We start from the raw sequence: 22,437 nt of genomic DNA on the forward strand, positions 1-22,437 counted from the left end.
TTTTTGACCGACTGCGCGATTGTGGAGGACACTATGTCAACGCCTAAAGAAGTCATGGCTTTTATCGAAGAAAACGACGTTCGTTTTGTCGACTTACGCTTTACCGATACTAAGGGTAAAGAGCAACACGTGACGATTCCTGTTTCAGCTGTAGATGAAGACTTTTTCGAAGACGGAAAAATGTTCGATGGTTCTTCAATCAGCGGTTGGAAAGGCATCAATGAATCTGACATGGTGCTCATGCCGGATTGCAGCTCAATCGTACTTGACCCATTCACTGACGAAGTGACCCTTAACGTGGTCTGTGACATTCTTGAGCCAGACACCATGCAAGGTTACGACCGTGACCCGCGTTCAATCTCTCGTCGTGCAGAAGCTTACCTGCAAAGTTCAGGCATTGCCGATACAGCCTTCTTTGGCCCAGAGCCAGAGTTCTTCCTGTTTGATGACGTGCGTTTCCACACCGACATGAGTGGTTCGTTCTACAAAATTCAAGCAGACGAAGCCAAGTGGAATTCAGGCAGCGAATTCGAAGGCGGGAACAAAGCCCACCGTCCAGGCGTAAAAGGCGGTTACTTCCCAGTTCCACCGGTTGATTCTGCGCACGATATCCGTAGCACCATGTGTACTGTCATGGAAGACATGGGCTTATTCGTTGAAGCACACCACCACGAAGTTGCGACCGCTGGTCAGAACGAAGTGGCAACGCGCTTTAATACCTTGATGAAAAAAGCCGACGAGATCCAAATCTACAAGTATGTGGTGCACAACGTTGCCCATTCATACGGTCAAACCGCAACCTTTATGCCGAAGCCACTCGTTGGTGACAACGGTTCAGGTATGCACGTGCACATGAGCTTGGCAAAAGACGGCCAGAACTTGTTTGCTGGTGACCAGTACGGCGGTTTGAGTGAGACTGCATTGTATTACATTGGCGGTATTATCAAGCACGCCCGTGCAATCAACGCGTTCGCAAACCCATCAACCAACTCTTACAAGCGTTTGGTCCCTGGTTTCGAAGCGCCAGTTATGTTGGCTTATTCAGCGCGTAACCGCTCGGCATCGATTCGTATCCCAGTGGTCCCAAGTGCGAAAGGGCGCCGCATCGAAGTACGCTTCCCTGACCCAGCGGCAAACCCATACTTGTGCTTCACTGCCTTGTTGATGGCGGGTCTTGACGGAATTAAAAACAAGATCCACCCAGGTGATGCAATGGATAAAGACTTGTATGACTTGCCAGCTGAAGAAGCTAAAGAGATCCCAACTGTGGCGGAATCACTCGAGCAAGCGTTGCAAGCATTGGATGCGGATCGTGAGTTCTTGAAAGCCGGTGGCGTCATGACTGATGACATGATTGATGCCTATATCGCGTTGAAAAAAGAAGACGTGATGAAGCTGAAAATGACCACGCACCCAATTGAGTTTGACCTTTACTACTCTGTTTAAGGTGAGGTCATGCGTGGGTTGGTAGGGCTTGTTGCGACGCTACTCCTGGCATTTTCTGCAGGGGCGTCAGCACAAATCTACAAACACTGTGATAAAGACGGTAACTGCCGTTACAGTGACCAACCCACTCAAGATGCTGAAAAAGTTGAAGTCGAGACGGTGGTGAGTGAATTCACCACCGCTCGCAAAACCACTCCTGAACAAGCCGATGCAGCAGCTTCGCAAGTGATCACCAGTGATGGCCTCGATGCCGTTGAAGCCAACGCTTATATTCTCTCGCCCAGCCAAAAAGAAACCATTCGCGCCAATGATGGCCGCTTCGATGTAAGTTGGGGCGCCGATATTATTGGGCTTGCCAGTCAGCCGATTTATCAACTCTGGGTTGACGGCAAAATGGCCTATTCAGGCCCTCTCACGCAAGTCACTCTTAACAATGTCGACCGTGGCGAGCGGCGCTTGCAAGTCCGGGTGACGGCGGCCGATGGCACTGAGTTGGCTCGCTCTGACGTGACCGTGGTGTATGTGATGCGGGCGTCGGTGATTAATCCTGCGGGTGCCGCGCAAAATGGCAGTTAAGGTCGCACCTGAAGCTGATTGCACCAACATGGTGCAACACTTGCTTGATTTACAAATCACCGCTGTGGTGGCGCTTGATCGGACCTTGACCATTCAATATATGAACGCCGCTGCCGAGGCCTTACTTGATGGCAGTCGCAAACGCCTCACTCACACCCCTTTCTTTAGTTTATTCGCGTTTATCTCGATTGATCCTGTGCTGCTGCAAGAAGCTATGGACGAGGGCCAAAGTGTCTCGGATAGCGAGGTAGTTGCGATGTTTCATGATGAGCATAAAGTCACGCTCGAATTCACCGCGCAGCCGATTCAGCTTGAGCAGACGCCGCACATTTTGTTGGAGCTGCGGCAGATTGACCAAATTAAACGCATCAACCAAGAGACCTCGCAGCAACAGCAACTGCAAGCGGCGCAAAGTATGATCCGCGGGCTTGCCCATGAAATTAAGAACCCGCTCGGGGGCTTGCGCGGTGCGGCTCAATTACTCGCTAGTGAGCTCAAAGAACCCGAATTACGTGAATATACAGACTTAATCATGAGCCAAGCGGACCGCTTGCGGGTGCTCGTGGATCGGATGCTCGGCTCGCACCGAATGCCAACGCGACAAACCGAAAATATCCACGCGTTGCTGGAACGAGCGGTGCAAGTTGCGGCATTGAGCGTGAACGATAATGAGCAAAAATCAATTCAGTGGCAGCGCGATTATGATCCCAGCTTGCCCGAATTGTCAGTGGCTGGCGATGCCATTGAGCAAGCGTTTTTGAATATTCTGATGAACGCCGTGGAGGCCATTAGCGAGCAGGGAACCATTACCGTTAAAACGCGAATTGTCCATCAACAAACTCTTTACGGCAAGCGCTACAAAGCGTGCGCTGTGATTAGCATTCGCGATGATGGCCCGGGCATCCCGACAGCGCTTAAAGACACCTTATTTTACCCTATGGTCAGTGGCCGTGCGGAGGGCACCGGGCTTGGGCTTTCGATTGCGCAAACCATTGTGCATCAGCATGCGGGTAAAATCGAAGTGCAAAGCGAGCCCGGGGCGACCGAGTTTAGCTTGTACTTACCTTATGTGGAGACCTTGATATGCAACTAGACCAAGCCTCTGCGCAAGTGTGGGTATTAGATGATGATAGCTCGATTCGTTGGGTTTTAGAGCGTGCGTTAGCACGGCTCGATGCGCAGATACAAAGCTTTGAAGACGCCGATAGCCTGTATCAAGCCCTTGCCAATGCCCAACCACAAGTGTTGCTCACCGATATTCGGATGCCGGGTGAGGATGGTTTGCAGGTACTGGCCAAAATGCAAGAACAGTATCCGCAAGTGGCGGTGATTGTAATGACCGCGCACTCAGATCTCGACTCAGCCGTAAGTGCTTTTCAGGGCGGGGCATTTGAGTATATTGCCAAACCTTTTGATATTGATGAGCTACTGCAAACCGTGCGCCGAGCACTTGAGCGCAGCCAAATCGAAGCCGCCCCAAGCAGCGCGCCAAGCTCACCCCCAGAAACCGGAATTATCGGCAACGCACCGGCAATGCAGGACGTGTTCCGCGCCATTGGGCGGCTATCGCAATCAAGTGTGACGGTGCTGATTAATGGCGCATCGGGGACAGGTAAAGAACTGGTTGCACGCGCTTTGCACCAACATAGCCCGAGGGCGAAGAAGGCGTTTATTGCGCTTAATATGGCGGCGATTCCAGCAGAGCTGATTGAATCTGAGTTGTTTGGGCATGAAAAAGGCGCATTTACCGGCGCCACCCAACGTCGCCACGGGCGCTTCGAGCAAGCCCATGGAGGCACGCTATTTTTAGATGAAATTGGTGATATGCCGATGCCAGTGCAAACGCGGTTATTGCGGGTGTTGGCCGAAGGGCAGTTTTACCCTGTTGGCAGTTATCAGCCGGTGCAAGTCGATGTGCGGGTGATTGCTGCGACCCATCAAAACCTTGAGCAGCGGGTCAGCGAAGGCCTATTCCGTGAGGATTTGCTGCATCGGCTCAATGTGATTCGTTTAACCTTACCGCGCCTTGCTGAGCGCCGCAGTGATATCCCGCAGTTGGCGCAACACTTTATGCAGCGTGCTGCAGAAGAGCTCGGGGCTGAGCCGAAACAACTCAGTAGTGCGGCGCTCGAGGTCATGCAAGCATTCGATTGGCCAGGTAATGTGCGGCAATTAGAGAATACTTGTCGCTGGCTCACTGTGATGGCGCCAAGTAATCGGATTGATGTGAGCGACTTGCCAAACGACATCAAATCAGGCTCAAACGACATGGTTAGCGCGTCAAATGACATCAAAGTCGCTGATAATCATGTCGTTTGGCAAGATTTGTATCGGCGCCAACTCCGCCAACAATTTGCGGCGGGGCAAGCAGGGCTGCTTGCGGCGCAACTTCCCACCCTCGAAGCCATCGCATTACACGAAGCCCTCGAATTTAGCGGTGGTCACAAACAAGACGCGGCCAAGCTGTTAGGCTGGGGACGCAACACCTTGACCCGCAAGCAAAAAGAGTTGGCCCCGCTGCTCGCCCAGCTCGCCAAGGCAAAGTAAAGATAAGGTAAATCAGCTGCGACACTAATGCAGTTAGGCAAGATATGCTTATTATCGTATCCTACGTCTTAACATTGCAAAGGCAGGGGTAAACGGCCATGACCAAATTGTTACTCGTCGATGACGATGCTGAACTGAGCCAAATGCTCGAACAAATTCTCACCCGCGAGGGCTATCAGCTGACACTCGCCGCCGATGGCGAAACCGGACTTGAGCGTGCTTTAAGCGGCAGCTACGACTTGATTCTACTCGATGTCATGTTGCCAGGTATTGATGGCTTTCAGCTGTTGCAGCATTTACGCCAGCAATCACGCAGTACTCCTGTGATCATGTTGACCGCCCGTGGTGATGATGATGACCGCGTTGCCGGGCTTGAACTTGGCGCCGATGATTATCTACCGAAGCCGTTTAATCCACGTGAGTTAGTGGCGCGTGTAAAAGCCTTATTGCGCCGAACGCCAAATACCACTGTACGCCCTGAGCCAAGTGAGTATGCCGGTTTTTATGTGGACCCGCTCAATAATCAAGTGCGCTGCGACAAGCAGCAGTTAGACTTGACCCCAACCGAGTTCGATATCCTGCGCGCTTTAGTGCAAGGGAAAGGACAGGTGGTGAGTAAAGACCAGCTTTCGGTTGCGGCACTTGGGCGCCAGTTAGCGCCGTTTGATCGCAGCCTTGATGTACATATCAGCAATATCCGCAAGAAGATCGATCACAATCCCGAGCGCATTCAGACCGTGCGTGGGCGCGGTTATCGATTGCTGCAGTTGGCTTAACCTATGCGCTGGTACCACTCGCTAAGTCTGCGCTTATTGCTGCTGTTTTGGGCCCTGTTATTTACGGTGGCCAGCAGCGGCTATGTGCTGGCGTTGTGGTTTAGTACGCCGATTACAGCAAGTCCATTAGAGCCAAGCATCGAACGTTCACTCACGCCTTTGCTCAGTGACCCACAAACGGTGCGCTCACTGGCGCCTGGGCGCCTCGTTGCCGGTGATTATCGGGTGGTGGCGAGCTATGTTGAGCGTGGTAGCGACCCACTTAAACTCGATACCGTGCTGGCGACCACGCATCAGCGGGTGTTACTGAAACAACTGGATGCGACTCAAGCCGAGCAACTGCCAGTAAAAAGTCTGATGTTGCTGGGACCCTTTGTGTTAAATCATCCAGAGCTTGGCGAGAAGCGGGTGCTGTTAAGTCGCCCTCTAACCGCTGCCGAGCAGGTCGATAAGGCCGTGAATGAACAGCAAGCCCAACAAGCACAAACCTATGCGTTGTTAGTTGGCAGCGGCATCATCGCGGTCTTGCTGGGTATTTACTTAGTCAAGCCACTCAAACGGCTAACCCAAGCTACCCGCGAAATAGCTGAGGGTAGCGCTGAGCCGGAGCTACAACGACTGCCTAAACGCACCGACGAGTTGGGCTTGTTGGCCCGTGCGCTACAAACGACAGCTCATGACCTAGCAGTGTCCCGAGATGCGCAGCGGCGCCTATTAAGTGATGTTTCGCATGAACTAAGATCGCCCTTAGCACGTATGCAAGTCGCGCTTATGTTAAGCCAAGATGAGAGCGATGAAGGAGCGGATAACCCGCATCTAAGTCAGTTAAGCCGCGATGTCGAACGCTTAAGTGCCATTATCGAACGAATTTTGTCGTTATCGCGACTTGAAAATGGTTTGGTTGCCCTTGAAACCAGCACCATTGATACCCGCGCGTTAGCTGAAACCTTAGCGGCTGATTTGAGCTATGTGGATGCCGCGCACGGCCAGCGCGTACAGGTGCTTCCGCTCGATGGCCAAGGTGATTGGCCGACCATTGAGAGTGACCCTGAGCTGCTGCGTTTGGTAATCGAAAATTTGGTGCGAAATGCACTGCAATATACTGACGGTAAGGTGGAATTGAGTTGTGAGCAATGCGATTCCGATTACTTCACCATACAGGTTCGTGATTATGGCGAAGGTGTTCCGGAAGATGTTCTTGAGAAGCTTTTTGAGCCTTTCTACCGGGGCGATCCATCACGCCATCACAAAGCTGGAGTCGGTCTTGGTATGGCACTCAGTTTACGTGCCGCGGCAGTACTCGGTGGCAACGTGAGTGCGACCAATCATCCTGAAGGCGGCTTAGAGGTAACCATTCAACTGCCACTACCAGCATCATCCGAGCAACACAGTAGTACGGAGTTGACCAATGCATGAGCAATTTGATGCTTTTTGGCATCAGCACGTTGTCGAGTATCCAATCGAACGTCCCGATGGCTTGACCTTAACGTCTTATTTGTACTTGCCCGAGCAGCCACGTGCGGTGCTGTGGGTCAGTCCTGGCCGGTTAGAAGCTGGAATCAAGTATCAAGAGTTAGTCTACGAACTCGCTCAGCAGCAGTATGCCGTGGCGATACTTGACCATCGCGGGCAAGGCCATTCGGAGCGTGAAAGCGATCATCCGCAACGGGGGCATATCAACGACTTTAACGATTTTGTCGGTGATTTCGAAGCATTCGTCGACATGATGTCTGCAAAGTTGCCACAAGATCTTCCAGGGGTCATTCTCGGGCATTCAATGGGCGGTGCCATCGCTGCGCTTTACTTGGCGGCAGGCAAAGCGCCGGCGAGCATTCAAGCGGCGGTATTCTCAGCGCCTATGATTGGGATTAATACAGGCGCAGTGCCGCGCTGGTTGGCGCATCTGATTGCTAGTGCAGGAGCTTATTTAAATCGCTGGCTGAGCCCGAATAAGCCCTGGTACTTTTTCGGCAGTGGCGATTACGACCATATTCCGTTTACCCGTAATCAGCTGACTCATAGCGAAGCACGCTACAACTGGTTCCGCCATTTATATGAAACCCACCCCGATATCAAACTTGGTGGGCCAACGTTTAATTGGGTGCGGCAAGCTCTGGTCGCCTGCGATAAAGCAGAAATGATTGCCCACGAAATCACGATTCCGGTCACTGTGATCCAAGCGGGCGGCGATAAAATTGTCGATTTAAAAGCACAAAAGCGCTTTGCCGCTATGCTGCAACATCCGCGCAGTCGCTTGTTAATGATTCCGAATTGTCGGCACGAAGTATTTATGGAAGCGGACGTGTTTCGTCGTCCGGCCCTAGAGGCGTTGCTTGATCAGCTTTATCTGGTACAACGGACTGTGGATCCATATGCAGAATAACGTCGGTTTCGGGGAATAAATCGGCGATATCTTTTTCAGCTTTATCGGTGATGTCATGGGCGGCCAACAAGGTTAAGTGGTCGTCCAATTCGATGTGCGCTTGGACAAAGCGGGTTGGCCCTGCCGCACGAGTTCTTAAGTGATGATAGCCACGAATTCCAGGGGTATTGTCGAGCACTGCAATCACTTGCGCGCGCTCTTCAGGTGGAAGCTCATGGTCGAGCAAATGATGAAAAGCATCCCAACCAATCCGTGCGGCGCCTATGGCTAAATAGCCGGCAATAATCAGCGCAAAGACACTATCTGCCCAGATAAAACCATACGCACTCAAGCCGAGGGCTAAAATTACCGCCGTATTGAGCAGCAAATCGGAAGTAAAATGCAGCGAGTCTGCAGCAATAGCTTTCGAACCTGTTTTCCGCACAACTAGATTCTGCAAGGTCACCAGACCGAGGGTTAACACGATCGCAAACAGTGAGACGTAAACCCCATAAATCGGCACATGCACAGGGTTTTCGTGCCACCATTGTGTTGCGGCATGAAAGATCAGTAAGCAGGCCGAGCCAATAATTAAAGCAGACTGCACCAAGGCGGCCAGATACTCGGCCTTGCCGTGCCCAAAACGGTGTTCATTGTCAGCAGGAACCACGGCATAACGCACTGCGAAAAAGGTGAACAGGGAGGCCACGCTATCGAGCATCGAGTCCGTCAACGAGGCCAACATACTGGTCGAGTCGGTATACCACCAAGCGACAAACTTTGCCGCAATCAACAGCAGCGCCACCGTCACTGAAGCGCGGGTCGCAAGTTTTACCCAAAAGGCATAGTCGCGGTGTTTAGTCATGAAATGCTACGGGTCCTATTGGCCGTGAACAAAGTCGTTTTGACGCCAAGCCTCGTAGCTTACCAGAGCGACGCTGTTGGATAAATTCAAAGAGCGATTATTTGGCATCATGGGGATGCGCAGCCGCTCGCTCGGGGCAATTTGGGCCATGACATCCGGCGCGAGACCGCTGGTTTCTGAGCCAAACAAGAGCACATCACCGGGCTGAAACGCTACCTCGGTATAACTACGGGTGCCTTTGGTGGTGATCGCGTAAATAGGTCGGCTCCCCATCGCTGTTTTAAAGGCGGTAAAGTCTGGATAGCGCTCGACCCGACTTAAATCATGATAATCCAGCCCGGCCCGGCGTAATTTTTTCTCTTCGAGGTCAAAGCCCAAAGGTTCGATTAAGTGCAAAGTACAGCCGTTGTTGGCGCAGAGGCGGATAATATTCCCTGTATTCGCCGCCATCACAGGGTTAAATAATGCAATATGGAACATGATTCAGATACTCATTTCGATTACAGCGCATCAGCCTCAACGGGCAATAAGTTCACTTGCCCTGCTTCACTTAATTCGCGCATGCGGGCATCAAACCAACGCTTTAGTTTGCGCCCGGTTAGATTATTTTGAAAGGCTAAATGCAATGGCAGTGAATCGTGCAACTGCTCAAGATAATAGGTTTGGCGGATGCTGGCGGGTTGCTCGTTCGCGTATGCGATGACACCAGCCACACGTTTCATATTGAGCAAATTGAAGCAATCAAACGCTGTATCTGCACGATAAAAGTTTATGGTGTTGGGTAAAAACTCACGCACGCCATAGCCACTGGCATAACAGATCGGGCGGTTAGATTCCCCCGCTTTGGTTTGCGCCAACATGTCTGAATCTAAGGCGAACAGATAGCGCGGCTGATCATAGGCAAAATGAACCCGTGAAACCAAGCTCTCCGCTGGTTGGTGACCCGCATAGACCCCGACTAAAATATCATGATGACCCTCAATAAAGCCGGAGAAGGCTTTTTGGTGGGTGTAGGTGCGTAGATTCAAGCTCTCAGTCATAGGAGTAAGAACTTGTTCGAGCACTTGCCAATATTGTCCCGTGCCGTCGGCATTGAGCAAGCCGGGTTGATAGCCTGCAGCAACCTCAAGGGTTGGCACTGCGCTGTCAGGCAGCTCGCCATGCGGGGGGGCCATGACGACATTGTGTTTGCGCAATAAATCACCGAGCACTCCAGCATCGTGCAAGGCATAAAGCTCACGCTCTAAAAATGGCACCAAAGTGCGATACTGATTATGGAGATAGTGGTAGCCATTGCTTTGTAGCATGGGGTTCGCGATGAGATGACGATCGTCAAAGTAACCCAGCTCACGCGCTTCAAAGTCATTGATGAGCACGGCATCGACCCGTCCGCTGGTAAACATCTGGTGGAGCTGGTCGATATCATTTAACGCCACGGTTTCGCCCTGATAATCGTGCTCGCGAATGACCGCTTCGACCGAGCGCATGCCATTGATGTAGGCAAAATTTTGCACCTGACTTAAGCTACACGCGCCACAGTTTTTGCGCCGCGCGACTAAGACTAATTCGAATGAGAAAACCGGGAATTCAACCCGAATTAAATTAGGGAACTCTTCGGCAATTTCTGGCACCCGCCCTAATTCACCGGCGAGGCGGCCTTCATTGGCTTCAGTAAGACTGCGGCTGCGCGGCATCTCGACATAGTTTAAGCGATAGCCCATATTGGCATAGGCCAGCTCGATTAACTCTTTCACATAGTCGGTAAATGGGCCTTGATAGGGGGCGCGAAAGGTCAGCATCTGGCTCTCATCAGTGGCCGCGGGTGCTTGAATGAGTTCAATGGCTTCGGCGGTGGGGGCTTGCTGAGCATACAATGATGCCGAGCTCAGCAGCACTAAGCTGAGCATAAAGGTCATGAATACAAACGCTGCTGGATTCATTCGTTGCCACTGCATAAGCACCCCCAAATTGAACCTATGCGAAAAATAACGGCCTTATGATACCACAAAAGCCTGCAACAAAATGCTAGACTGAAGGCAGTGAAATTAAAGGAGAACTGAGATGCTACGAAGTGCCGTCAAACGGGTGTTGATCCCAGTTGCCATGCTGGCGAGTGCGCCAAGTTTAAGCCAAGCTGATGCGATGTCAGGCCCCGAGTATCAATTGGTGCTGAATGGCAGTGCGCTGGCTCTATGTAGCAGTATGGCGCCACAAAATTGTCTGAATACCGATTGGATTGATGTGAAGACCATGCGCTCGCAGCGCTTTTTGAACCTGACCGATCGCTACGTCAAGCCGATGTTGGATGATAAGAACTGGCCGTATAACCGCCGCGAGATCCGCGATCGCGTCGCCGGTGCCATTGACCTGATTAAGCAACGCATTCAAGACAACACCATTAACGAGCGAGTGTTCCAAGAAGAGTTTACCCGCCGGGCGTTGCAAGATTTATACAACAACCTCTCGGATACCGAGTGGAACTTGATCCTCGATTCACTCGAAACACCGCTGCCCGATAGCTTGCAAGAGCAAGTAAACCTGCGCGAAACCAAAGCACTCGCGGAGCGCCGCTTGCTTGATACCTTTATCGGCCAAGCCGAGCGAGCCGCTGCGGCCAATGGCAATGACGGCAAGCCGCGAGTCTTGGTGGTCAATGCTGGAGCACGCGACCCTTATAACCAAGTCGACTATTACTTAAATGTATTTCGTGCCGCTGGCGCTGAAGTGAGCTGGTTACCGGTTGATGCCGCTGTTTATCAAGCGCAATTACAAGGCAAGTGCGGCGAGCTGGCGCAAGTGCGCGAGGAAGTTTTAAAAAGCTGGCAACGGGAGCGAGTGTTCCCGGCCAAGCACGCTGAGCAGGTTGAGTTCTGTGGCTCAGCGGCAGCAGGTGTCGAGATGGTGCGTAATGCCGATGCGGTGTACTTCGCTGCGGGCGATGCCCATCTGATTCGTAAAGCATTAGTCAATCCAGTGGGCCAGCCATCCCCGCTGTTGACCGAGCTTTACTTGCGCAATAACGCCAATAAATTGGTCATCGGTGCCGCCGGTGGCGCGGTTGCTGCGCTTAGTTCACAAGTGATGCTCAGTAATGGGACCAGCGCCGAAGCCTTAGCAAGCGGTGCGATTGCCGCTGATGCACCGGCGCCGGGCTGTGATATTAACGCTACCTGTGGGCGCGATTTAACCGCTGATAGCCTGACCTACCATCCACTTGGGGGGCTAGGCTTATTCGATTACGGTATTTTGGATAGCGAGTTTTCGGGGAATGGCCGCCAAGGTCGGTTATTGCGCCTTGCGGCAACCACTTCGGTTGCACTTGGCATTGGCGTTGACCATGCCACCGCACTGCTGGTGAACGTGAACCGCAACACCTTCCGCATTGCCGGTGAAGGTGGGGTGTTCTTCGCCCAAGGCGCGCAACAAACCGATACCGCGGTGGCCTCAGGCTTTAGTTATTTAATGGCAGGAAGTTCAGGCCGTTTCGAAGCCGGTGCACCGGGCCAATATGATCTTGCAGATGTGAGTTTTGCTAGCACCGGTACTGTGGTTACCGAAACGCCCACTAATGCTTTTTTGGATAACCGTGGCATGATCGATTCATTGCGCTTGTTCTGCCAAGATGCGACGAACTTTGAATTACTACAAAGTGCTTATAAATTGGTGGCGATGCGGGATGACAATACCCAGGTGCAAAAAGCAGGTGGCGAGTGCCAAGTGCTAAACGCCCGGGTTGGCATTGTCTACCAACCACAGGCGCAATTCTAAGCGGCTAGGCAATACCGTAGGTCGCGCGATAAGCCCGGACCTGGTCTAAATACTCGGCCAGCTCTGGGCTATCTTGTAAGTAGGTAATCACATCGTTAAGCGAAACAATGCTAATCACTTTCGCGCCAAAGTCGCGTTCAACTTCTTGAATCGCGCTTAATTCACCCTGGCCTTTTTCTTGTCGATCAAGCGCAATCAGCACGCCCGCAAGCTCAGCTTGGTTCGCTTGGACAATTTCCATCGACTCGCGAATCGCGGTCCCGGCGGTGATCACATCATCCACCAACATGACTTTGCCTTTAAGGGGTGAGCCAACTAAGTTGCCGCCTTCACCATGAGTTTTGGCTTCTTTGCGGTTAAAGCAATAAGGCACGTCTTTTTGATAGGTGTCAAACAGTGCAATGGCGGCAGCTGTGGCAATAGGGATGCCTTTATAGGCTGGGCCAAACAGCATGTCGTAGTTGACCCCACTGTCTTGCAATGCAGCGGCATAAAAGCGGCCCAAACGCGCTAAATCTGCGCCTTGATTAAATAGGCCAGCGTTAAAAAAGTACGGACTTTTGCGCCCTGACTTTAGCGTAAACTCGCCAAATTTCAGCACCCCACGGGCGATGGCAAAATCTAAGAATTCTTTTTGATAAGGTTTCATTTAAGTACCGTTATTCGTTATTCGTTATTCGTTATTCGTTGTTCGTTAAGGCTTAGGCTAGGGCTGCTTTTTGCAGGTCCATTAGCTCGCGAATGGCATGACGGGCCAGTTCCAGCATCTCGGTCATTTCTTCTAAGGCAAATGGCTCGCCCTCGGCGGTGCCTTGCACTTCGATGAATTTACCCGCTTCGGTCATCACCACGTTCATGTCCGTTTCGGCTTTTGAATCTTCTGGGTAGTCCAAATCAGCCACCACTTGGCCATCGAAAATACCGACCGAAATCGCCGCCACCAAACCTTTCATTGGGTTGGCTTGAATCAGGTTACGCGCACGCATCCAGCTAATTGCATCGGCAAGGGCGACACAGGCACCGGTAATTGACGCCGTGCGGGTGCCGCCGTCTGCTTGAATCACGTCGCAGTCAATCACAATGGTGTGCTCGCCAAGCAGTTTTAAATCCACACAAGCGCGCAAGCTGCGGCTAATTAAGCGCTGGATCTCGAGGGTGCGGCCACCTTGCTTGCCACGGCTGGCTTCACGGTCCATACGGCTGTGGGTCGAGCGCGGTAACATGCCATATTCAGCGGTCACCCAGCCTTGGCCTTTACCTTTTAAAAAGCGCGGCACAGTGCGGTCCACACTGGCGGTACATAAGACTTTAGTGTCGCCAAACTCGACCAATACCGAGCCTTCAGCGTGGCGAGTAAAGTTACGGGTAATGGTTACCGGACGAATTTGATGGGCGGTACGGCCGCTTGGACGCATGCTAGGCTCCTTTGCTTGGATTCAGGCGATGAATGTAATTGCGGCGGCGATTATAACAGAAAATCTTGGCGCTAGCTTTGCTTGAATACCCGCAGGTAAACATCAACAGTGAGGGTGAGCTGATGTAGTGCTTCGGCGCGTGCTCGTCCGGCACTGCTGGCGCGAAACAGATGCGGCGTCATTAACAGTAAATCGGCAATGGCCTGCTTATTGGGCAAAGTCACCTCGAAGGTGAGGCGCTGCTCTTGTTGTAGCGTCCAGTTCTCGTTTTTGAGCGGCAATTGATAGGGCTTTTCACGCACTTCAGGGTAAATAATCTGCTTTAGTTGGTGTAAGTGCTGCGCGGCCGGATCGACCATCAACAGGTGACCCTCAGGTGCAAGCACCCGAGCAAACTCGTCTTCAGCAGGGAAGCCAAATAGGCATATTAAGCAGTCGATGGTGTGATCGGGCAGTGGCAGATGATGGTTCGAGGCCACCATATAAGTTGCCCGCTTATCGGCTTTCGCCGCAGCAAGGGTGGCCCATTTTGAGATATCGAGTGCTGCCACTTGGAGTGAGTGTGCCGAGTGCTCAAGTTGATCCAGCAGCTGGCGCAAATAATAGCCCTCGCCACAACCGGCATCGAGTAACCGGCTCGGCTGGAGGGCTTGAACCGTCGCGGTGATTGCATCCGCCAGCGGCTGATAATAGCCTTGGCTTAAAAACCGCGCCCGCGCCTGCACCATGGCTTTACTGTCGCCTGGGTCGCTCGAGCGCTTGCGCTGCACCGGTAGCAGGTTCACATAGCCTTGCTTGGCACAGTCAAACACATGCCCGTGCGGACAACACCAACTGCGATCGTGACGCGTTAACGGCTCACCATCGATAGGGCAGCATAATTGGTCAAAGCCTTGGATCATCGGCTAGGGAATCTCATCGCTTTAATGTGGTTGCCCGCCAGTGTAATCATTCACCGCGAAAAAAGCACGGCAACGGCCATATTTGCGGGGGCGAAGTTTCTGCATTAGTCGAATCGATGGTAAACTCAGTGCATTACTGATGTTGAGGAATAACCATGATTCAAAGTATGACCGGCTATGCGCGCCACGAACTTAAAGCCGACTGGGGCACAGCGGTGTGGGAAATGCGCTCGGTAAATCAGCGCTTTTTAGAAACCTACTTTCGCTTACCCGAATCGTTTCGCAGCTTAGAAAACCCATTGCGCGAGCGCCTGCGCAAAGCCTTGCAGCGCGGTAAAGTAGAGTGTGGCCTGCGCCTGCATATCGAACATGGCACACAAACCGCATTGGCGCTCAACGAAGAGCTAGCGAAGTCTGTCATTGCTTCAGCTAACTGGGTTGCCAACCAAGCCTCGAGTGCAGTGCTGAACCCGCTAGACGTATTGCGATGGCCAGGTGTAGTGGCGCAACAAGAAGAAGACATGGATACCATCCAAGCGGACGTGATCGCTGCGTTTGAGACGACTCTTGTAGAGTTTATCGAAAACCGCGGCAGCGAAGGTGCCGCCCTGCGCAAAATGCTCGAAGAGCGCCTTGATGGAGTGGCCGAGCGCGCCAGTTTTGTGCGTAAGCGCATGCCCGAAATCATGCAATGGCAACGGGATCGGTTACTCACCCGTTTTGAAGAAGCCAAAGTCGAACTCGACCCGCAGCGTCTTGAAGCCGAGATGGTAATGCTGGCACAAAAAGTGGACGTAGCCGAAGAGCTCGACCGGCTCGACACCCACGTGGTTGAAACCCGCAAAATCCTCAATAAAGGTGGCGCCTGCGGCCGCCGCTTAGACTTTATGATGCAAGAGTTTAACCGCGAAGCGAACACCCTCGGCTCGAAGTCGATTAACGCTGAAATCACCGCTGCCGCGGTGGATTTGAAGGTGTTGATTGAGCAGATGCGGGAGCAGATCCAAAACATCGAATAGTTTTTTTACCCGTCCAAGAATGTCTTAAAAGCCCTGTTATTTGCTTGAAAATACAGGGCTTTTTTATTTTCCCCGTCCAAATCGGTTTGCAGATGTCCGTTACCAGTTGCTGTTTAAGTGGTGGGCAAAATGGTGGGCAAGACCTGTTTTTTTGACTCAATAAGCAAAAAGTCAAGGTATCTGGTGAGCAGATTTTTGCATCTATCTCACCACCGCCTTATGCCATCTCCACTTATCGTGCTGCTTGCAGATTGTTCAATCACTCAACTATCGAACCAATCGATAAACAAACAGTGGTGGGCAATGGTGAGCAAATTTTAACGATTTCTTAGGAATATAGAGTAACAAACGATGGCAAAACTAACCGCAACTCAGGTGCAGTCTTATGCTCGCACCGCAACAGCAAACAAAAAATACAGTGATGGGAATGGCCTATATTTTTGCGTAAGAAAATCTGGCATGCCGTATTGGATGCTAAGGTATACCAGCCTAAACGGACGACGAGAAGCCACGCTCGGTCAATATCCAAGCATGACCTTAGCAGAGGCTCGACTTGAGTCATCTAAAATGCAGCTACAACTTCAGCAAGGTGAAGACCCATTAGCAATCCGTGCTATTGAAACCATCCCAGAGATCCAAAATGTCAGTCAGCTGTTTCAAGACTGGTATGCCAAAGACTTAAGTCGCCGATTAAAGCACCCGAATATACCCAAACGTGTTTTTACCAAAGAAATTGCACCAGTGATTGGTCAACTTCCTATCCAAGCCGTGCGGCCAACACATGTACGTGAAGTATTGGAACGCATTCGAGAAAGTAACCGCCCTACCATCGCCAACGATACCTTGATGTACATGAAGCAGCTGTTTCGACATGCGATAAAGCTCGACTTAACGCTGAACAACCCCGCCGCAGCATTTACCGTGGACGATGCCGGTGGTGTGGAGTCCAGTAAAGACAGGATGCTCAGCAAAGAGGAAATTCACTACGCCTTTAGCGTGTTTCATACCCATATCAATAGCTTTGGCCGCGACAACTACCTCGCTTGCTGCCTGTTTTTGGTATTGGGCGTGCGCAAAAGCGAACTGTGCGAAGCCATGTGGCGTGAAATGGATTTAACCACGGGCGTATGGGACCTACCCAAGGAACGAAGTAAAACTGGCGTGCCAATCAGCATTCCCTTACCACGCCAAGCCATTGCCTGGTTTAACGAGCTGCAAATCCGCGCTTGTGGCTCACCTTATGTTTTCCCAGCCAGACGAGCAAGCCATCGTCCACATATGGGGCCAGATACGCTAAACCGCGCCATTTCTAAACTCTTTGGTCGCGAGCCTGGGCGCAAAAAACAGCCACCGAATAAAATGGGCAAGCTTGAACACTTCACCGTACACGATCTGCGCCGCACCTTTCGCAGCCTTGCCGCCTCTTTGGGCATTGCAGGCAATGTGGCCGAACGCTGTCTTAACCATAAGCTAAAAGGCGTTGAGGGTATCTACGACCGCCACGATTACTTTGAAGAGCGCCGAATTGCCCATCAAACCGTAGCTGATGTGGTTGAACCACTGGTGAACTTTGAGCACTCTTCACAATACCACACAGGAGGGCGTTAACATGCAACGGTGTAGGAGAGGAATAAAGTTTCATACTAAGCAGTCAAGTAACCCTGTTTGTACCGTTTTAAATGATACTCACCCAGAAATAAAGATTCATACTAATTCCTACTACAAAGTCTGAGTCACGCTACAACTGAGTAATAAAGTATCATACTGGTTGTCTTGGGCATCCACAGATTGAGCGGTCCCATTCAAACACGTTTCTGGACATTTATTGGTTAGAGTAAAGATTCGATGCATCGAAACCTTCATGGAACAATGAAAATACTTATTCACCTTAAATGAATAGGCACTCGGATATAAATAATTTACCTAATCATCCACAACTTCAATCGTTACATGCTGAGCACCAAGGTAAGTACCTTCATCCACTTCATAGCGCAAGGTTTCATCACAGTGTGGGCAGTCAAAGGCTTCGTTTGGCTCGATGCACTCATCTTCGAGCCAATCCCAGCCAATATGCTTTTCACAAGTTGGGCATGTCATTCAACAATCCTTACTCATTCAAATACAGCTCCGCCATTCCATCTAAACGGGCTTTTACTGCTTTCCAATTAGGCATCACGCTTGTTAATAAGCGCCAGAATTTCTCACTGTGGTTGTGCTCAGCGATATGACAAAGCTCGTGCAGAATCACGTAATCAATACACTCTTTAGGCGCTTTAATTAGATGAATGCTCCACAAAAGGTTTACGGAAAGCTTGGTGGCAGCCCAAGCAGCTTTCCTGCACGTGGGCGAATGATTGGATCACCGCCTTGCCGTCGCTGCTCGCAGCAGCCAGCTTCATGGCCAGCGCCGCCTCGTGAGTCTGCGCGTCAAAGTTTCTGAACTTGGTCGCATCAGCGCCGAGGTAAGCAAGGATGCGCATTTTTTCAGTAAGCGGTGGCTCGGGGTGTGCAGCAACTTTTGGGGCGAGCTGAACGACCTGAACCCATTCCTCCTGCGAAATCGCACCGGTAATAGCCTGCATGTTGCGCCCGAGTTCCTGCATGATCTTGCGTAGCGCCAGTGGCTCAACCTGGGTAGCGTCACCAGCCCAAGCTGGCAACTGAAAACCCCATAAAGCAGGCAGGCCGTAACGGTCAGGGTGATAGTTCCAAATGCGTGGCTGTGTTTGCGGTGGGTCATGAAATTCTCCTGTAATTCAATCGTTCTCTCATTCGAACTCCCGCCCTTCGCCAGCTTCCTCATGGGTCACGCCGTCGCGGATGTGGTAGATGCGCTTGAATGTGGGGATGATCTTTTCGTCATGGGTGACGACGATGATGGCGGTCTCGAACTTCCGGGCCATGTCGTTGAGGATGCGGATTACAGCCATGGCGCGCTCGGAATCCAGCGGCGCAGTGGGTTCATCGGCCAGGATCACCGGCGGACGATTGACCAGTCCGCGCGCGATGGCGACCCGTTGCTGCTCGCCACCGGAGAGTTGCGAGGGCATTGCGCGAGCTCGGTGTTGCACATCAAGCGCTGTGAGCAATTCCAGTGCCTTCGCGCGCGACTCTCCATTCGCGACGCCTGCAAGCATCGGCAGCAGCGCCACGTTGTCGGTGACATCGAGAAACGGAATCAGGTACGGCGCCTGGAAAACGAAACCGATCTTGTCACGCCGTAAGGCGCGCAGGTCGCGGACTTTCCAGCCATCGGCGTAGATCACTTCATCGCCCAGCGTCATGCGACCGGCGGTCGGTTCGATCACCGCACCCAGACACTTGAGCAGCGTGCTCTTGCCGGACCCGGAAGGGCCGATCAGTCCCACCACTTCACCAGGCGCAACATGCATATTCACGTCTCTCAAGGCAAAGACAGCGGTGTCACCATCGCCATACCGCTTGCTTAAACTTTCGATGTGTATCCCTTTGCCACTCATCTCAACCTCCAATGGCTTCGGCCGGATCGACCTTGAGTGCCATGCGAATGGCGACGAGGCTAGCTAGAACGCAGATCACGAGCACGGCAAAAAAACCGGCGACAGAATCCATTGGCGTGAGCAGGACATATTTTGGAAAAGCCGGTGCTGAAAAGGTGGCTGTGATCTTGCCGACCACGAAGCCAATCACGCCCAGGGCGAGCGCCTGCTGCATGATCATCGCGGCGATGGTTCGGCTGCGTGTGCCGATGAGCTTCAACACCGCGATCTCACGGATTTTGTCCATCGTCAGCGAATAGATGATGAAGGCAACGATGGCCGCGCTAACGATGGCCAGAATCACAAGGAACATGCCGATCTGCTTGGCTGAGGTGGCGATCAGTTTGCCGACGAGGATGTCTTCCATCTGTGCCCGGGTGTAGACCGTCAAACGCTTCCAGCGCTGGATGGATTCGGCAACCTCGTCCGGCGCATGACCAGGTTTCAGAGTGACCAGCACGGCATTGACGAACGCGTTGCTGCTCTGTGAAGCAATCACGGCATCCAGCAAACCTGGATCACCGGGTCGATTGAAGACCGGGTTGGCTTCGGTGCGACGCCGGCTTTGCCAGATGGCATCGTTGTCCTTGAGGAACTGGGCCTCCTGGGCATCTTTGAGCGGAATGAATACCATCGGGTCGCCGCTGGACGACACCATGCGCCGTGTCAGCCCCACGACGGTGTAATGATTGCGGCGAATGGCAAGACGATCTCCCAGTTTGAAGCCGGTGGCGATGTCGGCCACAGCCTCGTAGTGACCGCGCGTGATCTGGCGTCCAGCGACGAGATAAGGAGGCCATCCGGGTGTAGCCCCCAACGCACCGGGCGCGATGCCGACCACCATGGTGCGTACATCACTCTCGCCCTTGCGTACCTGCATGGTCAGGTAGGTCGCGTTCGCTGCCTGTGAGACTCCCGGCATGGCGAGAATGGCGCGATACACGTCATCGTTGAGGCTGGACGACTCCGCATAAGGACCCAGAGTATCCTTTTGCACCACCCAAAGGTCAGCGCCACTGTTGTCGAGCAACGCCTTGCCGTCGTCCACCATGCCTCGGTACACCCCAGCCATGACTAGGGTGACGCCGATCAGCAGACCCAGACCGATGCCGGTGAAGACGAATTTCCCCCAGGCATGGAGAATGTCGCGGCCGGCCAGGCTGATCATCGTGAAACTCCCGGGATATGCTCGACCACATGGATGCGGCTGCGCGCCGTCAGTGCCTTTTCGCTATAGGTCACAACCTGGTCCCCATTCTTGAGCCCTTCGCGCACCTGCACGTAACCATTGAGGTCGGAAGTGCCGAGCTTGACCGGGGAGAAATGCAGATCACCATCCACGATTTGCCAGACACCAACTTTATCGCCTTCACGCTGGACGGCAGCGTTGGGGATCAGTGGAGCGGCCGGGAGCGCCGGCAAGTCAACCGTGACTTCGGCCAGTTCACCCACTGGTGGCAAAGGTTCTGGTTTGTTATCGAATGTCACCTTGGCAAGCGTTTCCTCGGTTACCGCGTCGGCCTTGGGTTCCACCCGCAGCACGCGACCTTTCAAGGTCTGGCCACCACGCGAACGCAGGACGATATGAGCCGGCAGCCCCCCAGCCAGCCCCGATGCGCTGATCTGGTCGAAGCGCACATTGATCCACAAACTCTTGGGGTCGATCACTTCCACCACGGCCTGGCCCGCGACGATGGTCGTGCCGGGATCGGCATCGCGCACGGTGACTACACCATCGACCGGCGCGATCAGGCGCAGATTGCTCCGCTGCGCGAGGAGTACTTCGCGGTCGGAGCGTGCCCGGGCAATATCTTCCCGAGCGGCGGATAGGGCGGCATCGGCGATCTGCAGTTCCTGCCGCTTGGTGGTGACGATTTCCTCGCTGGTCAAGCGCACCGCAAACAATTGCTCATAGCGGCGCGCCTGGGTTTGCGCGTAGGCTTGCCGGGCTTCTGCCTCGCGCAAAGCCGCTTCCGCCCGCTTGAATACAGACTCCTGTGAGCGCACCCGAGCATCAAGGTCGACCGGCTCCATCTCGCCGAGCACCTGTCCGGCCTTGACCTGGTCGCCTACATGCACCTCCAGGCGTTTGACGCGCCCGGCAAACGTCGGCCCGATCTTGTAGGTGTAGCGCGCCTCCACCGTGCCGATGCCGAACAGCGCCGGTGTGATAGCCCGTGATTCCACGCTTGCCACCGTCACAGCGACCGGGGCGAGCGGCCCTGATCGCAGACCGACATAAATAAAAAGCACCAGCAAAGGAATGATGACGGCAAGCAGTGCCAGGGTGCGGCCTTGCAAGGGTAACTTTTTCATTGCGCACTCCTTATGCCACGCCGATAAATTGCAAAGACGCGCGGCACATCGCGGTGCATACGTCCCACATCACCCGCCAACAGCGATTGCATGACCAAGCCCTGGATCGTGCCAATGAACAGCGTTGCCGCCGCCTCGTTGTCAAGCGAGGGAGACAACTCGCCGCTGGCCTTGCCTTTCTCGATGAGACGATGCAAACGTTCGCCGTAGCGCTGAATCAAGGTTTGCACCATGCGCTTGGCCGGTGTCGATTCGGCACGCTGAAGCTCACCAAACATCATTCTTGGCACGCCTGGGTGCTCAGCTACGAATTCGATGTGACTCATGAACATCGCCTCCATGGCTGCCAAGGGCGACTCGATTCCTTGTGCGGATCGATCGATTCTGGCTAATAGGCGCTCTGCTACCCACTCCATGACCGCCTGCCAAATGGCTTCCTTGTTCGGGAAGTGCCGAAACAGCGCACCCTGGGTCAAGTTCATGTGTTTAGCGATAGCCGCAGTGGTTATCTCGCTTGGGTTTTGTGAACCGGCAAGCGCCACGACGGACTCGACAGTTACGGCACGACGTTCATCGGCCGGCAGATGCTTTGGATGGGTGTCCACGAGCACTCCTTGTAAGATAGTAATTGATTACTATCTTACCACAAGAGGCAACTCAAACAAGAGAAAACCCGACGTACTCGTCAATATCTAGAGTCTGCAATGGGCTTAACGTGCTTTATTTTCCGTTTTCTGAGACGTCCCCAGTACTCGATTGCCGACTACCAGCTTGCGATTAAACTGCTTAGGATTCCATGAATAATGAACGGATGATGGTATTTGAGTGCTTTCACCTGAGAGGCTTTGCAGAGATAGGTTGTCCATCTCAAAATCGACCCCTTTCATCTTTAATATCTCACGCATCAGGGCATCGCTTCCCCCTGGG

At 52.9% G+C, this 22,437-nt stretch carries 23 protein-coding genes; 10 read left to right on the forward strand and 13 right to left on the reverse strand.

Features of this window, described 5'->3' with window-relative positions; translation table 11 throughout:
• Window positions 1-33: 33 nt before the first annotated feature.
• The 7 genes from glnA to CWI83_RS07200 all read left to right on the forward strand — a co-directional run bounded on the left by glnA (window position 34) and on the right by CWI83_RS07200 (window position 7,728).
• Complete coding sequence (gene glnA / locus CWI83_RS07170; RefSeq protein WP_126827588.1) at window positions 34-1,446, forward strand: glutamate--ammonia ligase; 1,413 nt, start codon at window positions 34-36, stop codon at window positions 1,444-1,446.
• Window positions 1,447-1,455: 9 nt separating this feature from the next.
• Window positions 1,456-2,022: a DUF4124 domain-containing protein gene (locus CWI83_RS07175; RefSeq protein ID WP_126827590.1), complete on the forward strand. Its 567-nt coding sequence runs from the start codon at window positions 1,456-1,458 to the stop codon at window positions 2,020-2,022.
• Entirely contained in the window at window positions 2,012-3,115 is a 1,104-nt protein-coding gene (glnL, locus tag CWI83_RS07180) for a nitrogen regulation protein NR(II) (protein ID WP_126827592.1), read from the forward strand. Before CWI83_RS07175 ends, glnL begins: the two co-directional genes overlap by 11 nt.
• Window positions 3,106-4,569, forward strand: a complete 1,464-nt coding sequence (gene ntrC, locus CWI83_RS07185; RefSeq protein ID WP_126827594.1) for a nitrogen regulation protein NR(I) — start codon at window positions 3,106-3,108, stop codon at window positions 4,567-4,569. Before glnL ends, ntrC begins: the two co-directional genes overlap by 10 nt.
• Before the next feature lie 98 nt (window positions 4,570-4,667).
• Window positions 4,668-5,345, forward strand: a complete 678-nt coding sequence (locus CWI83_RS07190) for a response regulator transcription factor (protein WP_126827596.1) — start codon at window positions 4,668-4,670, stop codon at window positions 5,343-5,345.
• A 3-nt stretch (window positions 5,346-5,348) separates the two neighbouring features.
• On the forward strand, window positions 5,349-6,761 hold the full coding sequence (locus CWI83_RS07195) for a sensor histidine kinase (protein WP_126827598.1): 1,413 nt from the start codon (window positions 5,349-5,351) through the stop codon (window positions 6,759-6,761).
• The gene (locus tag CWI83_RS07200) at window positions 6,754-7,728 is read left to right on the forward strand and encodes an alpha/beta fold hydrolase (RefSeq protein WP_126827600.1); all 975 of its coding nucleotides are present in this window, start codon (window positions 6,754-6,756) and stop codon (window positions 7,726-7,728) included. The genes CWI83_RS07195 and CWI83_RS07200 overlap by 8 nt, the downstream gene beginning before the upstream one ends.
• On the opposite strand, the gene fieF is transcribed toward CWI83_RS07200, so the two are convergent.
• The 3 genes from fieF to CWI83_RS07215 are packed head-to-tail and all read right to left on the reverse strand — an operon-like array spanning window position 7,634 to window position 10,527.
• Window positions 7,634-8,572, reverse strand: a complete 939-nt coding sequence (fieF, locus tag CWI83_RS07205; RefSeq protein ID WP_126827602.1) for a cation efflux pump FieF — start codon at window positions 8,570-8,572, stop codon at window positions 7,634-7,636. The genes CWI83_RS07200 and fieF overlap by 95 nt on opposite strands.
• A 15-nt stretch (window positions 8,573-8,587) precedes the next feature.
• A complete protein-coding gene (locus CWI83_RS07210; protein ID WP_126827604.1) occupies window positions 8,588-9,052 on the reverse strand; it encodes a tRNA (cytidine(34)-2'-O)-methyltransferase in 465 nt (154 codons plus the stop codon).
• 20 nt (window positions 9,053-9,072) lie between these two features.
• Window positions 9,073-10,527, reverse strand: a complete 1,455-nt coding sequence (locus CWI83_RS07215; RefSeq protein WP_126827606.1) for a substrate-binding periplasmic protein — start codon at window positions 10,525-10,527, stop codon at window positions 9,073-9,075.
• A gap of 106 nt (window positions 10,528-10,633) precedes the next feature.
• Between CWI83_RS07215 and CWI83_RS07220 the strand changes: the two genes are divergently transcribed.
• Window positions 10,634-12,340 (forward strand): type 1 glutamine amidotransferase family protein, encoded by a 1,707-nt coding sequence (locus CWI83_RS07220; RefSeq protein WP_126827608.1) that lies wholly within the window; start codon window positions 10,634-10,636, stop codon window positions 12,338-12,340.
• Between the two features lie 4 nt (window positions 12,341-12,344).
• Here CWI83_RS07220 and pyrE read toward each other — a convergent pair whose 3' ends face one another.
• The 3 genes from pyrE to CWI83_RS07235 form a co-directional block, all read right to left on the reverse strand.
• A complete protein-coding gene (gene pyrE, locus CWI83_RS07225) occupies window positions 12,345-12,989 on the reverse strand; it encodes an orotate phosphoribosyltransferase (RefSeq protein ID WP_126827610.1) in 645 nt (214 codons plus the stop codon).
• Between the two features lie 52 nt (window positions 12,990-13,041).
• Window positions 13,042-13,755 carry a ribonuclease PH gene (rph, locus tag CWI83_RS07230; protein ID WP_126827612.1) on the reverse strand — a complete coding sequence of 238 codons (714 nt, stop codon included), beginning with the start codon at window positions 13,753-13,755 and terminating at the stop codon, window positions 13,042-13,044.
• A gap of 71 nt (window positions 13,756-13,826) precedes the next feature.
• Window positions 13,827-14,657, reverse strand: coding sequence for a putative RNA methyltransferase (locus tag CWI83_RS07235; RefSeq protein WP_126827614.1), 831 nt, complete (start codon window positions 14,655-14,657; stop codon window positions 13,827-13,829).
• A 155-nt stretch (window positions 14,658-14,812) separates the two neighbouring features.
• Here CWI83_RS07235 and CWI83_RS07240 point away from each other — a divergent pair, with 155 nt between their 5' ends.
• Both CWI83_RS07240 and CWI83_RS07250 read left to right on the forward strand, forming a co-directional pair.
• Window positions 14,813-15,676: a YicC/YloC family endoribonuclease gene (locus tag CWI83_RS07240; RefSeq protein ID WP_126827616.1), complete on the forward strand. Its 864-nt coding sequence runs from the start codon at window positions 14,813-14,815 to the stop codon at window positions 15,674-15,676.
• A gap of 351 nt (window positions 15,677-16,027) precedes the next feature.
• Complete coding sequence (locus tag CWI83_RS07250) at window positions 16,028-17,284, forward strand: tyrosine-type recombinase/integrase (RefSeq protein WP_126827618.1); 1,257 nt, start codon at window positions 16,028-16,030, stop codon at window positions 17,282-17,284.
• A gap of 315 nt (window positions 17,285-17,599) precedes the next feature.
• Here the strand turns inward: CWI83_RS07250 and CWI83_RS10600 are convergent, their stop codons facing one another.
• The 7 genes from CWI83_RS10600 to CWI83_RS07280 all read right to left on the reverse strand — a co-directional run bounded on the left by CWI83_RS10600 (window position 17,600) and on the right by CWI83_RS07280 (window position 22,115).
• Window positions 17,600-17,773: a hypothetical protein gene (locus CWI83_RS10600; protein WP_004394002.1), complete on the reverse strand. Its 174-nt coding sequence runs from the start codon at window positions 17,771-17,773 to the stop codon at window positions 17,600-17,602.
• A gap of 10 nt (window positions 17,774-17,783) precedes the next feature.
• Complete coding sequence (locus CWI83_RS07255) at window positions 17,784-17,972, reverse strand: M48 metallopeptidase family protein (RefSeq protein WP_241969904.1); 189 nt, start codon at window positions 17,970-17,972, stop codon at window positions 17,784-17,786.
• On the reverse strand, window positions 17,950-18,279 hold the full coding sequence (locus CWI83_RS07260) for a cytochrome c (RefSeq protein WP_241969905.1): 330 nt from the start codon (window positions 18,277-18,279) through the stop codon (window positions 17,950-17,952). Before CWI83_RS07260 ends, CWI83_RS07255 begins: the two co-directional genes overlap by 23 nt.
• Before the next feature lie 165 nt (window positions 18,280-18,444).
• On the reverse strand, window positions 18,445-19,155 hold the full coding sequence (locus CWI83_RS07265; RefSeq protein WP_004393997.1) for an ABC transporter ATP-binding protein: 711 nt from the start codon (window positions 19,153-19,155) through the stop codon (window positions 18,445-18,447).
• Between the two features lies 1 nt (window position 19,156).
• A complete protein-coding gene (locus CWI83_RS07270; RefSeq protein ID WP_064663435.1) occupies window positions 19,157-20,362 on the reverse strand; it encodes an ABC transporter permease in 1,206 nt (401 codons plus the stop codon).
• Complete coding sequence (locus tag CWI83_RS07275) at window positions 20,359-21,510, reverse strand: efflux RND transporter periplasmic adaptor subunit (protein WP_064663436.1); 1,152 nt, start codon at window positions 21,508-21,510, stop codon at window positions 20,359-20,361. The genes CWI83_RS07270 and CWI83_RS07275 overlap by 4 nt, the downstream gene beginning before the upstream one ends.
• Window positions 21,507-22,115: a TetR/AcrR family transcriptional regulator gene (locus CWI83_RS07280; protein ID WP_126827620.1), complete on the reverse strand. Its 609-nt coding sequence runs from the start codon at window positions 22,113-22,115 to the stop codon at window positions 21,507-21,509. The genes CWI83_RS07275 and CWI83_RS07280 overlap by 4 nt, the downstream gene beginning before the upstream one ends.
• Window positions 22,116-22,437: the final 322 nt, after the last annotated feature.

The sequence above is a fragment of the Pseudidiomarina taiwanensis genome, from assembly GCF_003987435.1.
GTDB classification, from domain to species: Bacteria; Pseudomonadota; Gammaproteobacteria; order Enterobacterales; family Alteromonadaceae; genus Pseudidiomarina; species Pseudidiomarina taiwanensis.

Bases quoted from the DNA above. Each gene is read 5' to 3' on its own strand.
- glnA (WP_126827588.1), top strand. From the start codon at position 34: ATGTCAACGCCTAAAGAAGTCATGGCTTTTATCGAAGAAAACGACGTT.
- CWI83_RS07175 (WP_126827590.1), top strand. From the start codon at position 1,456: ATGCGTGGGTTGGTAGGGCTTGTTGCGACGCTACTCCTGGCATTTTCT.
- glnL (WP_126827592.1), top strand. From the start codon at position 2,012: ATGGCAGTTAAGGTCGCACCTGAAGCTGATTGCACCAACATGGTGCAA.
- ntrC (WP_126827594.1), top strand. From the start codon at position 3,106: ATGCAACTAGACCAAGCCTCTGCGCAAGTGTGGGTATTAGATGATGAT.
- CWI83_RS07190 (WP_126827596.1), top strand. From the start codon at position 4,668: ATGACCAAATTGTTACTCGTCGATGACGATGCTGAACTGAGCCAAATG.
- CWI83_RS07195 (WP_126827598.1), top strand. From the start codon at position 5,349: ATGCGCTGGTACCACTCGCTAAGTCTGCGCTTATTGCTGCTGTTTTGG.
- CWI83_RS07200 (WP_126827600.1), top strand. From the start codon at position 6,754: ATGCATGAGCAATTTGATGCTTTTTGGCATCAGCACGTTGTCGAGTAT.
- fieF (WP_126827602.1), bottom strand. From the start codon at position 8,572: ATGACTAAACACCGCGACTATGCCTTTTGGGTAAAACTTGCGACCCGC.
- CWI83_RS07210 (WP_126827604.1), bottom strand. From the start codon at position 9,052: ATGTTCCATATTGCATTATTTAACCCTGTGATGGCGGCGAATACAGGG.
- CWI83_RS07215 (WP_126827606.1), bottom strand. From the start codon at position 10,527: ATGCAGTGGCAACGAATGAATCCAGCAGCGTTTGTATTCATGACCTTT.
- CWI83_RS07220 (WP_126827608.1), top strand. From the start codon at position 10,634: ATGCTACGAAGTGCCGTCAAACGGGTGTTGATCCCAGTTGCCATGCTG.
- pyrE (WP_126827610.1), bottom strand. From the start codon at position 12,989: ATGAAACCTTATCAAAAAGAATTCTTAGATTTTGCCATCGCCCGTGGG.
- rph (WP_126827612.1), bottom strand. From the start codon at position 13,755: ATGCGTCCAAGCGGCCGTACCGCCCATCAAATTCGTCCGGTAACCATT.
- CWI83_RS07235 (WP_126827614.1), bottom strand. From the start codon at position 14,657: ATGATCCAAGGCTTTGACCAATTATGCTGCCCTATCGATGGTGAGCCG.
- CWI83_RS07240 (WP_126827616.1), top strand. From the start codon at position 14,813: ATGATTCAAAGTATGACCGGCTATGCGCGCCACGAACTTAAAGCCGAC.
- CWI83_RS07250 (WP_126827618.1), top strand. From the start codon at position 16,028: ATGGCAAAACTAACCGCAACTCAGGTGCAGTCTTATGCTCGCACCGCA.
- CWI83_RS10600 (WP_004394002.1), bottom strand. From the start codon at position 17,773: ATGACATGCCCAACTTGTGAAAAGCATATTGGCTGGGATTGGCTCGAA.
- CWI83_RS07260 (WP_241969905.1), bottom strand. From the start codon at position 18,279: ATGCAGGAACTCGGGCGCAACATGCAGGCTATTACCGGTGCGATTTCG.
- CWI83_RS07265 (WP_004393997.1), bottom strand. From the start codon at position 19,155: ATGAGTGGCAAAGGGATACACATCGAAAGTTTAAGCAAGCGGTATGGC.
- CWI83_RS07270 (WP_064663435.1), bottom strand. From the start codon at position 20,362: ATGATCAGCCTGGCCGGCCGCGACATTCTCCATGCCTGGGGGAAATTC.
- CWI83_RS07275 (WP_064663436.1), bottom strand. From the start codon at position 21,510: ATGAAAAAGTTACCCTTGCAAGGCCGCACCCTGGCACTGCTTGCCGTC.